Origin of the sequence: Arthrobacter sp. 9E16 (assembly GCF_002929435.1) — a bacterium.
In the GTDB taxonomy this organism is placed as follows: Bacteria; Actinomycetota; Actinomycetes; order Actinomycetales; family Micrococcaceae; genus Arthrobacter_B; species Arthrobacter_B sunyaminii.
Window position 1 is genome coordinate 170,812 of record NZ_PJIU01000003.1, and the last position, 13,371, is coordinate 184,182.

The following is a 13,371-nucleotide window of genomic DNA, read 5'->3' on the forward strand; positions in this document are numbered from 1 at the left end:
CACCGGCTGTTCCGCCCTCCGAAGCCTTCCGGCTTGCCCTGCCTAAAACTCCACCGAGGAAAACGCACCCCGGTACCTCGCGCCCGGGTGCCGGGACGGCAGCCGCGCATCGCCGTCGAACAGTTTCTCCCGCAGCGTGCCGGGCCGTTACTCGGTACGGGCCAGGCACCGGCGGCGTAGCTCCGGTAGCACCCCGTCGATGAAGTCCGTGTAAGAGCCGGACAGGATCTGGTTGATGGTGTCGCTGCCGTCCTGCCAGGTTTCGAGCCGGAGTGCCCGTGATCTGCTGGTTGTAGGCGCGGTAGCGGGCGACGTCGGCGATGGTCGGATTGCCGCCGGGTACCGACGCGAACAGCGCCTCCAGCACGTCGCGCGCCGTCGGTCCGCAGATCACCCAGCGTGGTGTCCAGCGGCAGGCCGCCGAGGTCGACGCGGATGCCGCCGCCAATGTGCGCGACAATCGCGTCCAGGTCCAGATACTCGTCATACTCCGCCTGCTTTGCCTTCACTTCGGCCTCGCTGGAGCCGACCACAAAGGACAGGCCGGCAAGAACGCGATGTCCTCGTTGCGCCGGCCCCAGGCTCCGGGCCAGCGCCCGGACCGAGTCCGTGGTTTTCTTCGCGTAGGCGGTGTGCGGGGCAGGACGTCACCAGCGGGGATCACTAACGGCGGCGAACGGGACGGCGCGACGGCCGCTGGCCGGGTTTCGCCGTCGAACGCTCACCCGGCGGCAGGCCGCGCACCCGGCGCCGTCCGTCGCTGAGCAGGCGCACACCGTCGTCCAGGGTTTCGCGCAGTTCCATGAGTGCGAACTGATAGCGCTCCGGCTCACGGCTGGCTGAGCGGAGGTAGACAGTGCAGGCTGCCGCCATGCGCATGAGCACTCCGGTGTTGGCAGAGCCGCTGCGCAGGTGGGTGAGGGTTTCCAGGATCCTGTCGCGGGCGTCCAGCACCGTGGGACGCAGCCGGGCTTCGCCGTCGGACCCCTCGACCGTCTGCGGTTGAATGGCGGCCAGGGACCGCTTCAAATGCAGGTCCATGATCAGCGCGTTCAGAGCAACCGACTCGTCGCGGCGGTCGATGCCCGAACGGGTGCACCAGCCGGCGCCGATTCCCACGATAAGGCCGAGGACGGGCGCGGTAAATGCCAACCATTCCATGGGAGCCCTCCGGAAGAAGCGTCCTTCGACGGTACCTGCGGGCACCGATGGTGAGCCAGCGTTCGGGCAGGTTCCAAGACATGCAGGGACGAGATTCGCAGTGTCATTCCGGAAGTTACGGCTCAGGACAGAACCTGTCCGCAACTCTCTCTGCTGCGCCTTCGGGCAGGCCTAGCGTGAATTATCCGGGCCGAGGAGGTGAGACAGATGGGCCTGATGGAAATAGAAGTGGCGAAGACGCTGCAACAGGAGCACCTGGCGGCAGCGGATCGGCGGCGGAGGCTAAGAGACCGCCAGCGCATGGCACATGAGCAGCAGGACCTTGTGGGCGGATCGAACACGAGCACGAGAAGGCCGAAGGTGGACTGGCCGGTGTTCTCCGTCCGGATTGGCGGGTTCGAACTGGTTGCGTTCCGAACCGTGCAGCTTGGACCTTGAGACCCTCCGGTACAGCAGCGGCCGGCGCATGCATCATTTGCCGACGATTTACTTATTCTGATGCTTCTCGAATTCCAGGACGGGTTCCTGCGGCGCCTGTTTTCCTGCTGAGGAGTGGAATCCTGTTAGGCTCCTCGCTGGAATAGTTTTGTGTTGTTGGGGGATCGCACTCGTCGTTTCCCCGTTTTCCGGGGGGGAAAGTACGTGACGCTGCAAAACGAGTTTCCCCAGGGTGCCTACACTCAGACGCGGGCGGCTGCCCGGCTATTCCCCGAAGGTTTTTGTGCGCATGCCGGACCTTCGAATGACCAACCATCATCAAGGGGGATTGCCATGAAATTCTGCGGTCAATGCGGGCAACAACTGATTCCGGAAGCCCGTTTTTGTGTGAGCTGCGGAGCCGCGGTACTCAAGGTTCCGACGACGGCGTCATCCGCGGCCGGCGCCGCCGACGCAGCCGTTCCGGACCATCAGCGGCAGCCCGAATATGCCGCTGCGGCCGGCGGTTCCGTCTCAGGACAGGGAACCGCGATAGGGGAGCGGAGCATTTCGGGGGAAGGATCCGCCGCATCGCAGGATTATTCCCCGGCGCAGCCGTCCGCTGCGAATACGGCCGGGGACCGGAAACCAGCCAGCGCCTTCACGGGTATTCCGCTCAGCGACTACGTCCGCGACGGCGCCGCCGCCCTGGCCCTGATCATGTCCCTGTTCATGGCGTGGAGCTACGGCAGCGACGGAACATCCAAGGCAGCCACGCGGGTGGACGTAGTTCTGATCACCCTCGTCAGCCTGCTGTCCCTGGGTCTGAGCTATGTCTGGCGGGCGGGCGTTTTTGGGCCCGCGACAGGCTACCGCAGGATCCAGGACCTCAAGCTGCTGGCCAATGCACCGTACGTGCTCATGGTTCTGGTCTACACCGCACTCAGTCTGATCTCTGCCGACCGTTTCGACCCCGGCGCCGTTGCCGCACTCGGCCCGGCAGTGGCCTTCGGCCTTGCCGGAGCACTGCTGGCGGCGCAGCCGCGACGCGCCGAAATTGCGCCGGGGGCCGTGGATGAGTCCCGGAACCGGCGCTGGATCCACGTCACCCTCGGTGTTGCCGCGCTGGCTTCCGTGGTGGCCTTGGTTCAGATCATCCGTTACTGGGCGGCCTACAGCGGCTCCGGTTCCTCCGGCTGGGGAATCGTGGCCACACTGATGGCGCTGGCCAGCCCTGCGGTCCTGTTGATCATCGCCGTCCGGGTTCATCAGCGGTCCGACGGCTGGCGGCGGGCGGGTGTTGCCCTGGCCCTGGGCTCCGGTTTCCTCTCGCTGCTGGCCCTGTTCGAAGATCTGACCCTTCTGCAGCTGTCCGTCACGGCCTTTGTCCCCGGCTTCTCCCTCCTTTTCTGGATGGCGTTTGGAGCCGCCGTATCGGCTCCGTCGGTGGCACGTCTTACCGAAGCGTCCCAGGTTGCCTCCACAGACACCCGTAACACTTTGCAGCCGCTGCTCTTCCTGGCGGCAGGCCTCAGCGCTGTCCTCGCCCTGGGATCGGCCGTCACAGTCATTACGGTCGCCGTGGATGGCTACTCCGGTGGACTCGTTCCTCAGATGATTGCACTGTTCTTTGGCCTGCTGCTCACGGCAGGAGCCATCCTCACCCTGCGCCTCACGGGCAAGGATCCCCGTTCCGCCTACATCATGCCCAGCGGTTACGCCGGACTGCTGGTTGTCCTGGGCCTGGTGCTTCTGATCGTGTGGGTGGTGCAGGACGAAGACTTCTATCTTGGCCCGGTCATCATGCTGCTCACCTTTGTGGTTCCGGCCGCACTCCTGGCCGCGCTGTGGCTGCCGGCCGCTTCCCGGGAACAGTTCCGCCGCCTGCCCGCCGCCGCCGGTTCCGAAACGTCCGGGTTCAGCTTTGCCGGTGCACCTGCTCAAGCGCCTGCCGAACCCCAGCGGCCGGTGACCGAAGCAGCAGCAGGATCCCCGGCGGACAGAGGTGACCGTGCATCTGAGGAGACGGCCCCCGTGGACAGAGGCACAAACCCGGCGCACTCCGCGCCGGCGGCCGCCGCCGTCGTCGTCGATCCTGACGTTCTGACGGAGGCCGCCAACCCGGGAACTCCGCTGGCACGGCTGCAGGAACTTGCGGCGAATCATCCGCTGGCCCGGCCCGCGGTGGCGGCCAATCCTTCCACGTATCCGGCCCTTTTGGCCTGGCTTTCAGAGCTGGGCGATCCGGCAGTCGATCAAGCGCTCCGCCAGCGCGGTTGATGAAGAGGGCTGCGGCCGGTGCGATGCCGCCGCTGCCACGGCTGCCGCTGGGTCTGCTGCTGGCGGGAACGCTGCTGGCCGGTTGCTCGACCGGTCCGGCGGTCGACGGCGGCACACCGTCAGCGGCTTCCTCAGCGGCTAAAGATATATCTGCCCCCGATGCCGATGCCGATGCCGATGCCGATGCCGCTGCCGCGGACACCGGGGAACGCCTGGCGGCTCTGCTCGGGAATTCCGGCGGTCCGGCGGATGTGGTCCTGCTCGGTGATTCCTTCGCCGCCGGTGAAGGCGCCGGCTCCTATCAGCCGGTGGAGGGAGTGGCCGACAGCCTGTGCCACCGCAGCGCGGCCGGGCTGTTGTCCGCAGCGGGCAACAGCACCGTTATCCACAATGCCGCCTGCTCGCGTGCCCGGATTTCCGCTCTGGGCTCGGCCCAGCAGATGCAGGGCCACGGAAACGCTGGCGTTCCCGCGCAGCTGGATCAGCTGCGCGGGGTCCGTCCGGATCTGGTGCTGCTGTATATCGGCGGCAATGACGCGGGCTTTGCCGAACTGTTGCAGGCCTGCATAGTCGAGGACACGTCGTGCGCCGGGGACGCCGTGCTCCGGCAGGCAACAAAACAGGCACTAAGGGATTTGCGGGCTCCGCTCACCCAGCTGTACACCGAGCTTGGCGCGTCGGGGGCACCGGTTCTGGTCCTGCCGTATCCGCGGCTTTACGACGCTGCGCAGAACCCGGGGCAGGACGCCTGCGGGCGGCTCACCCCGGAGGAACTGTCCTTCGGGCTGGACATCACCGATGCCCTGAACAGCACCATCGAACAATCGGTGGCGGCTGCCGGGCTGCCCAACGTGCGGTACGTGGACGCACTGGAGGACTCCTTCGCCGGCCGCGGAGCCTGCAGCGCCGATCCGCTGGTGGTCACCGCCCGCCTGGGGCCGCTCCTGAACGCGGCAGCATCCGTGTCCGCTGCCCAGGAAGTCCTGCATCCCACCGAGGAAGGTTACCGGGTACTGACCGGTGATCTCCTGCTGTGGATGGAGGACCACCCGTCGTAGACAATGCGGTTGCTGCCGAAAATGGCCGCGCACAATTCCGGGGACAAATTCCCTTCCGCGGCGGAACGGTTTCTTCAATGCGGAAGAACGGATTCGGATATCCACAGGCAGCAGACGTGCTTTTCGGGCCCCCATTAGCTTCTGTTAGGCTCAAAATATTGCACTGTAATTTCCGGGGGGGTGTCACTCTGCATGCCCCGGAACTGATCATGGGGGAAACAAAATAATGAACTTCTGTATGTCCTGCGGCACTAAACTGCAGCCGGAGTGGCAGTTCTGTGCCAACTGCCGGCGGCCCGTCGATACCGCCGGTTCGCCGCAGGCCGCGGGGACAGCCACCGGAGCCGTTTCGGTGACGCCGGTTCCGCCGGAGGCTCCGGAATCCGCCGCGCGCCAGCCGGAAGCAGCATCGCCGACAGCGGCGCCCCAAACCCAAGCAACCGAACCCGAGCCGCCCCAAACCCAAGAGGCCCAGGGTGCAGCCGCCTCCACCGGGGCCACCCGGATCATCGAAACCGGCGGACCGGGCCATGCCGCGCCCGCGCAGCCCGGCGGCGGTTACGGGGCTCCGGCCGGCGGGGACGGTCACAGCGGACCGCCCAGCAGCGGCGGGGGAGACGGCGGCGGCTCAGGTCCGGAAGGGCCGGCAGACGGTGACACCCCGGAATCCGGCAAGAAGACCAACCGCAAGGCCATCATCCTCGGTGCCGTCGCCGTCGTTCTGGTGGCAGTTGGCGTTGGAGCCTTCCTCTTCATCCAGAACATGATCCGCGGCGGAGCCGGCTCACCCGAGCAGGTTGCGGAGAAACTGATCGAATCCATCGAGACCAAGGACGGCATTGGCCTGGTCACCATGGTGGCACCGGCGGAGCGTGAAGCCCTGGACAAGTTCCAGGAAGGATTCATGGACAAGGTCGAGGAATTCGGCATCTTCGAGGCCGCCAACAAGGTGGGCGAAGATTCCGTTGAGGACGAGTTCGACGACGAGATCAACCTTGACGGCATCAGCGTCACCTTCGAGAACGTGGAACCCACGGTGACCGAAGTGGATGACCAGCTGGCAGTCCTGAACTTCTCCTCGGGAACCGTGCGGCTGCAAATTGATCCGGAACAGACCACCGGAGCCGTCCGCTCAGGTCTGGAAGCCTCCGGCGAGATGGAACCCGTTGACGAGACCGCTGACCTGGCGGATCTGGACATCGAGGGCGAGGGCCTGCGCGTGGCCGCGGTGAAGGACGGCGGACGCTGGTACGTCAGCCCCATGTACAGCGGCCTGGAACTGGTTCTCCAGCTCACCGGCAACGAGCGCGGTTCGCTGCCCGAACCCACGGACGGCGCCGACTCGCCGGCCGAAGCGGCCCAGGCCCTGGTGGGCGCGGTACCGGGAATCCTGGACAGCGGAAAGTTCACGGATCTGGGCAAGTACCTCATGAGCTACGAAGGCAACGCGGTCCACTACTACGGCGGCGCCCTGGACGAAGCCATGGACGGCGGCATCGATTCCGGCCTGGAGATCACGGCCAACACTTTCAAGGACGCCGAGAAAGACGGCGACCGCGGCCGCGCGCTGGTGGAAGAACTGAAAATGGAGGCCGACGGGGACGCCCTGTCCCTGACCGCGGACTGCATGGAATCCGGGCCGGAGAAATACTGCCGCGGCGAGTCCGGTTATGTGATGACCAACGGAAGCTTCGACGACGAAGCCATCATGCGCGCGTTCCCGCAGCTGGGCCTGTCCAGCGTCAAGGAAGACGGCAAATGGAAAGTCAGCATCATGGACACCACCACCGACCTGGCCCTGCAGTGGATGGATACCATCACCCGTGAGCAGGCCCTGGCCATGCTGGACCTGGCCCGGAGCGAGGATGCTGCCGGAACCATGACCCTGGACGAGGAGACGGATCTGGAATTCAACTCGGCCGGCTACGCCGTGATGACGCTGAAGCTGGAGGAGGACACCGCGCTGCAGGGCGAGGGCAGCGGGGACAGCTACAGCAGCTACACCGTCTATTCCAAGGACGGCAAGGAAGAGATCACGTCATCGGATGAGCTTTTCGCTGATGAAACTCCCGCCGGGGAGTACAAGGTGGTCATCTTCGCCGGTGAGGAGTGGGCCGACGAATTCGCCGCCAAGGGCAACGATGTCAAACACTCCGGCTCCGTGACAATCCAGGAACAGGTGGCGCCCTCCGCGATCGACGGTTTCGAGACGCTGCAGTACAACTACCTCACCCTCGACGAATACCCCGGTCCCACCGAGACACACGTCCTGGACGTACCCAAGGGCGCCAACGTGGAACTGGTGGTCACCGCCGAGGGCTACATGGGGGCCTGGGACAAGCCCGGATCCCTCGTGCTGACCCTTGACGGGAAAACGCACAAGGTACCCGTCACCAATGACGACGAGGAACTGACCATTCCGCTGAGCGCCGGAATGGGACAGGAACTGTCCGTGGAGCTGGTGAAGGGTGACGGCAGCGGCGAAGAGGTCGACTACACGCTGGAACTTGTCAGCAAGTAAGTTGCCGGCTCTCTAGCCGCAGTCCCTCAGAAACCGGCCGGTGCCTTTCGCACCGGCCGGTTCTTTATGTCCGGCGGCATTCCTTTTATCCGGTCGCCGTCCTGCCCTTAGGGTTGAACCCATGAAGCCTCAACCCGTCATCGCAGTCCTTGCCGGTAACGAACCCGTTCACGGACTGGCCGCGCTTGAGCAGGTTGCCGAGGTCCGGATCACCGGCGCCGCGGACCTGCCGGAAGCCCTGGCCGGGGCGGACATCCTTTACCTCTGGGACTTCTTCGCCGACGGCGTCCGGCAGGCGTGGCCGGCCGCGGACTCGCTGCAGTGGATCCATGTTCCGGCCGCAGGGGTGGATAAGCTGCTCTTCCCCGAGCTGGTGGCCTCCGACGTTGTGCTGACCAACGCGCGCGGAATCTTTGACCGGGCCATGGCCGAACACGTGCTGGGAGCGGTGCTGCACTTTGCGAAGGACTTTGGCCGGGCAGCGGCACAGCAGCAGCAACGGCAGTGGCAGCGGTACCCCACCACGGATCTGGCGGGGGCTTCCGTGCTGGTGGCCGGCACCGGCAGCATCGGCCGCTGCACCGCCGCGCTGCTCACCGCCGTCGGGATGCGGGTGCAGGGCCTTGGCCGCACCGCCCGCACCGGCGACCCCGACTTTGGCACGGTCCATGCCAGCGAAGATTTCGCCGCCGTCGCCGGAGACTTTGACTACGTGGTGCTGGCCGCGCCGCTGACGCCGGCAACCCGGAAGATGCTGGGCCGTGACGTGCTGGCGGCGATGAAGCCGACGGCGGTGCTGGTCAACGTGGGCCGGGGAGCCCTGGCCGATGAGTCGGCGCTGGAGGACGCGCTGCGCGCCGGAAATTTGGCGGGAGCAGCCCTGGATGTCTTCGAGACCGAGCCGCTGCCAGGACACAGCGGGCTGTGGGAACTGCCGAACGTGCTCGTCACCCCGCACCTCTCCGGAGACGCCAACAAGCAGCTGCCGGCGCTGGCGCAGCAGTTTGCGGACAACCTCGCCGCGTGGAAGGCCGGCCGGCCGCTGATGAACGTGGTGGACAAGAACCTGGGGTTTGTCGCGTCGTAGTCCGTAGTCCGTAGTCCGTAGTCCGGCCTGGAAGCGGCATTGTCTGCACACTCGGCGGGGTGAGGGGGCATTTTCCCGACACTCGATTGAGCGCACCACCCGATCCGACAATTCCTCCTACCCGTTGACCCTGCACCCCGCTCCGGATAAGACTGGGTCGCACTGCCGGACGGATTCCTTTCACTGAATTTCCGTAGCCGAATCCCGCCGGCCAACTTGAGCTGGCCGAATTCAACGGGGAAGGAAGTGCGGCGTGAAAGCTGTCCGGGTGCACCGCTACGGCGAAGATCCACACATAGACGAGGTGCCCGAGCCGAAGATCACCGGCCCCTGGGACGTGATCGTGGACGTGGGTGCCGCAGGCCTGTGCCGCACGGACCTGCACGTCATCGAGGGCCAGTGGGACGCGATCCAGCATCCGCAGCTTCCCTACATCCTTGGCCACGAAAACGCCGGCTGGGTCCGCGAGGTGGGGTCCGCCGTTTCCAACGTGGCCCCCGGAGACACCGTCATCATGCATCCGCTGGTGACCTGCGGACTGTGCTCCGCCTGCCGGGAGGGGCAGGATTCGCACTGTGAGAACGCCCTGTTTCCGGGACTGAACACCGACGGCGGCATGGCTGAACAGCTCAAAACCAACGCCCGCGCCGTGGTGAAGCTGGACCCGTCCCTGCGGCCCGCGGACATTGCAGCACTGGCCGACGCCGGCCTGACCGCCTACCACGCGGTCCGCAAGGCAGCGCCGCTGCTGTATCCGGGAACCCAAGCTGTGGTGATCGGCGCCGGCGGCCTGGGACACATTGGCGTGCAGTCGCTCAAAGCGCTCACCGCCGCCGCCATCACCGTCATCGACACCTCCGAGGCAGCCCTGGAACTCGCTTCCGGCCTGGGCGCGGACACCGTGCTGCGCAGCCCGGACACCGCCGCCGTCCGAGAAGCCACCGACGGGGGAGCGCACGTGGTCTTCGACTTCGTGGGGGAGCACGGCACGGAGGCACAGGGCCTGGAAATGCTCCGCAACCGGGGCAGCTACTACTCCATCGGGTACGGCGGCGAGGTCCGCATTCCCACCATCGAGCTGATCTCGCGGGAAATCTCCGTGGTGGGCAACCTGGTGGGCACCTATCAGGACCTGGTGGAACTGATGACCCTCACTGCCCAGGGCGACATCACTCTGCACACCACCGCCTACGACCTGGACGACGCCGTCCAGGCCATGCATGACCTCGACGCCGGAAAACTCACCGGCCGCGGCATCCTCATCCCGCCAGCAGGAGGAAGAAGCACATGACATACCCGGCCAAATACCCCACCCTGAACGAAACCACCCTCACCCCGGAAGCCCGCGCGATCCTCAAACGCATCATCAAAACAGCCTTTCCGCATCCGGACTTCCCCGATGAAGCCTATGAGCGGATGACCAGCCGGATTGTCACCGAAGCCGACGCCTCCACTTGGTTCCGGGTAGTCCTGACCCAGGGGCTTATTGCGCTGGGAGCCCAGTCGGAGGAACCGTTCCTGGACCTGACCGACGAGCGGGCGCTGGCCGTGCTGCGCCGGGTGGCCGACCTGGAGTTCTTCGGCTTCATCCGCCGCACCACGGTACTGAACCTCTACGACGATCCGCAGGTCTGGGAAGTGCTCGGCTACGAGGGACCGTCCTTTGACAAGGGCGGGTACCTGCACCGCGGCTTCGCCGACCTGGACTGGCTGCCCACGCCCCGGATCGAAGCGCCGGACGGCTTCGTTCCCGACACCGGGCCGCTGCCGTATCCGGTGCTGCAGCCCGGCCAGTCAGGAACAGCCGGCACAGGCGCAGGCGGCAGCGAAACCACCGCCGGAAACGCCGACAGCGCCCCGGACCGCGATGCCGCGGCAGGTTCGGCGGCCGCCAGAGCGGCAGGACCGGCTCCGGAATCGGGCACCGAAGCCCAGGCATCCCAGCAGCGCGGAGGAGGAAGCAAATGAGCGAGGGCATCAGCAGTTTCCGGCCGACGGGGTCCGCGGATCCGCTGGCGGAGTCGGCGCACTTTGAGCTCGACGACGAGTCCATCGTCGTGGTCATTGGTTCCGGAGCCGGCGGCGGCACGCTTGCCCACGAACTGGTGGAAAAGGGCGTGAAGGTGGTGCTGCTCGAAGCCGGACCGTTCCTGACCAACTCGGACTACGTGAACAACGAGTGGGAAGCATTCAACCAGATGGCCTGGCTGGATCCGCGCACCACCTCCGGGACCTGGCGCATCGCCCGCGACTTCCCGAACCTGCCCGCCTGGATCGTCAAGGCCGTGGGCGGCTCCACCACGCACTGGTCCGGAGCCACGCCGCGGTTCAAGGCGCACGAGTTCACCTCACGCACCACGTATGGGCGGATCGACGGCGCGAACCTGCTGGACTGGCCGCTCACCCTGGAGGACCTGGAACCCTACTACGACGTTGCGGAGCGGAAGATGGGCTCCACCCATGTGCACGGCAGGCCGCCGCTGCCGGCGAACAACAACTACAAGGTGTTCGCCAACGGTGCCGAAAAGCTGGGCTACCGTCACTTTGCCACCGGCCCCTACGCCACCAACGCCGAACCCTACGACGGCCGGCCGGCCTCGGTGCAGGACGGCTTCAACTTCCAGGGCGACAAGTCCGGCGCCAAATGGTCCACGCTGGTGTCCGAGATTCCCAAGTCCCTGAAGACCGGCCGGCTGGACCTGCGCCCGGACAGCCAGGCCGTGCAGATCACCTCCACCCCCGAGGGCCGGGTGGACGGGGTGGTGTACGCCGACGGCGACGGGCAGCTGCATCATCAAAAGGCGCGGGTGGTGGCGGTGGCGGGCAACGCGATCGAAACGCCGCGGCTGCTGCTGCTCTCGGGTTCGCCGCTGTTTCCCGACGGGCTGGCGAATTCCTCGGGCCAGGTGGGGCGGAACTACATGCGCCACACCACCGGTTCGGTGTACGCCCAGTTCGAGGCGCCGGTGCACATGTACCGCGGCGAGACCATGGCAGGTCTGATCGCGGACGAGTCCCGGCATGACCCGGACCGCGGGTTCGCCGGCGGCTACTACATGGAGACCATCTCGCTCGGTCCGGCGTTTCTGGCGTCCTTCGTGGACCCCGGGGCGTGGGGCCCGGGCTTCACCTCCATCCTGGACGGCTACCGGCGCACCGCCGGCATGTGGATTGTGGGGGAGGACATGCCGCAGGAAACCAACCGCGTCACGCTGAACACCACGGTCACCGACCCGCTGGGACTCCCGGTGCCCAACGTGCACTTCGACGACCATCCCAACGACGTCGCCATGCGCGAACACGGCTACGGGCAGGGACAGGCGCTGTATGAAGCGGTGGGGTCGACCTCGGCGGTGCGGACCCCGCCGTATCCCTCCACCCACAACATGGGCACCGCGCGGATGAGCCTGCGGCCGGAGGACGGGGTGTGCAACGGGTTCGGGCAGACCCATGACGTGCCGAACCTGTTCATTTCCGACGGCTCGCAGTTCACCACGGGGGCCGCGGCAAACCCCACGCTGACCATTGTGGCCCTGGCGATCCGGCAGGCGGAGTACCTGTCGGCGCAGATGGCCCTGGGCGAGATCTGAGGTGCGGCTGTGAGTTCTTCCGCTGCGGGGGGCACCGCGGCCGGGAGTGCCGGGAGCGGGCCGCAGATCGCGGTGCTCGGCGCCGGGATCCTGGGGGTGTCCGCGGCGGTGCAGCTGCTGCGCGGCGGCGCGTCCGTCACCCTGGTGACGGACGCGCATCCTGCCAGCGGGGCATCGGGTCGCTCCCTTTCGTGGTTGAACTCCGGCGGCGGCTATCCGCCGGAGTATCACCAGCTGCGGCTGGCCGGCATGGACCGTTACCGGACCCTGCTCGCGGAAAACCCTGACCTCGACTGGCTCCGCTTCGACGGCGGCGTGTACTGGGACGGCGGTGCGCTCGCGGACAGGTGCGAGGCGCAGCGGGACCGCGGATATGACGCACGGCTGGTTCCGGCGAGCGGCGTGGCCGGCGTGGCACCCGGCCTGGACCCGGCGGCTCTGCCGGCGGAAGTGCTGTTCAATCCCGGCGAGGGCTGGGTGTGCCTGCCACACCTCATCCGGCACCTGCTGGCAGAATTCGCGCTGCTCGGCGGAACCTTGGTCACCGCAGCGGGACCTGCCTCCGTGATCGTGGAAGGAGGCGCCGCCGTCGGGCTCCGCACTGAATCCGGGGAAGTGTGTCCGGCTGACGTGGTGCTGGTGGCCGCCGGTGCCGGCACTCCCGCCCTGCTTGATGGGCTGGGCGTGCAGCTGCAGGACGGATCGGATCTGGCCATGCTGGTGGTGACCGAGCCCAAGGCGCACGGCCTCAGGGCAGTGCTGAACACTCCGCGGGTATCCGTGCGGCCGCATCCGGGCTCCCGGCTCGCGATGGATTCCACCTGGTATCTGGATCAGATCACACCCAACGACGACGGCGGCTGGTCGGTGGATCCGCAGGTGGTGCTGGACCTGGTGGACGAGGCCTCGGCTCTGCTTGCCGGCCACCCGCGGCTGGTGGCACAGAGCTGGCGGATCGGGTTGAAGCCGGTGCCCGGCGACGGCCGGCCCGTGCTGGGGGAGCTGACCGGGCTGCCCGGATGCTACGTGGCGTTTACGCATTCCGGAGCGACTCTCGGGTTGATTGCCGGTGAGCTGCTGGCGCGGGAAATCCTCAGCGGACGGCGGCATCCGATGCTGGCTCCGTTCCGGCCGGAGCGGATGGCAGGCGACGTTCCGGTGCGGGCCGGGCACGCCGGGATCTTCGGCCAACTTTGAAACACTACGCAGCCGGTGAGCGGCTTTCAAGAGAGAACTTCGTGCAGGTCACGCTTTGTT

10 protein-coding genes are annotated in these 13,371 nt (G+C 66.6%); 9 read left to right on the plus strand and 1 reads right to left on the minus strand.

The window, feature by feature from the left end; all coding sequences use genetic code 11:
- Window positions 1-663 precede the first annotated feature (663 nt).
- On the minus strand, window positions 664-1,161 hold the full coding sequence (locus CXR00_RS13115; protein ID WP_104055013.1) for a hypothetical protein: 498 nt from the start codon (window positions 1,159-1,161) through the stop codon (window positions 664-666).
- 207 nt (window positions 1,162-1,368) lie between these two features.
- Between CXR00_RS13115 and CXR00_RS13120 the strand changes: the two genes are divergently transcribed.
- From CXR00_RS13120 to CXR00_RS13160, 9 genes are all read left to right on the plus strand, one after another.
- On the plus strand, window positions 1,369-1,599 hold the full coding sequence (locus tag CXR00_RS13120; protein ID WP_104055014.1) for a hypothetical protein: 231 nt from the start codon (window positions 1,369-1,371) through the stop codon (window positions 1,597-1,599).
- 333 nt (window positions 1,600-1,932) lie between these two features.
- Complete coding sequence (locus CXR00_RS13125) at window positions 1,933-3,858, plus strand: zinc ribbon domain-containing protein (RefSeq protein ID WP_368783706.1); 1,926 nt, start codon at window positions 1,933-1,935, stop codon at window positions 3,856-3,858.
- 23 nt (window positions 3,859-3,881) lie between these two features.
- Window positions 3,882-4,916 carry an SGNH/GDSL hydrolase family protein gene (locus CXR00_RS13130; RefSeq protein ID WP_181035549.1) on the plus strand — a complete coding sequence of 345 codons (1,035 nt, stop codon included), beginning with the start codon at window positions 3,882-3,884 and terminating at the stop codon, window positions 4,914-4,916.
- A gap of 226 nt (window positions 4,917-5,142) precedes the next feature.
- On the plus strand, window positions 5,143-7,437 hold the full coding sequence (locus tag CXR00_RS13135; protein ID WP_146068506.1) for a zinc ribbon domain-containing protein: 2,295 nt from the start codon (window positions 5,143-5,145) through the stop codon (window positions 7,435-7,437).
- Window positions 7,438-7,558: 121 nt separating this feature from the next.
- Complete coding sequence (locus CXR00_RS13140; RefSeq protein WP_104055018.1) at window positions 7,559-8,524, plus strand: D-2-hydroxyacid dehydrogenase; 966 nt, start codon at window positions 7,559-7,561, stop codon at window positions 8,522-8,524.
- Between the two features lie 253 nt (window positions 8,525-8,777).
- Window positions 8,778-9,815, plus strand: coding sequence for an NAD(P)-dependent alcohol dehydrogenase (locus tag CXR00_RS13145; RefSeq protein WP_104055019.1), 1,038 nt, complete (start codon window positions 8,778-8,780; stop codon window positions 9,813-9,815).
- Entirely contained in the window at window positions 9,812-10,492 is a 681-nt protein-coding gene (locus CXR00_RS13150) for a hypothetical protein (RefSeq protein WP_181032559.1), read from the plus strand. The genes CXR00_RS13145 and CXR00_RS13150 overlap by 4 nt, the downstream gene beginning before the upstream one ends.
- Window positions 10,489-12,114 carry a GMC family oxidoreductase gene (locus tag CXR00_RS13155; protein WP_104055020.1) on the plus strand — a complete coding sequence of 542 codons (1,626 nt, stop codon included), beginning with the start codon at window positions 10,489-10,491 and terminating at the stop codon, window positions 12,112-12,114. Before CXR00_RS13150 ends, CXR00_RS13155 begins: the two co-directional genes overlap by 4 nt.
- A 9-nt stretch (window positions 12,115-12,123) precedes the next feature.
- Window positions 12,124-13,311 (plus strand): FAD-binding oxidoreductase, encoded by a 1,188-nt coding sequence (locus CXR00_RS13160; RefSeq protein WP_104055021.1) that lies wholly within the window; start codon window positions 12,124-12,126, stop codon window positions 13,309-13,311.
- Window positions 13,312-13,371: the final 60 nt, after the last annotated feature.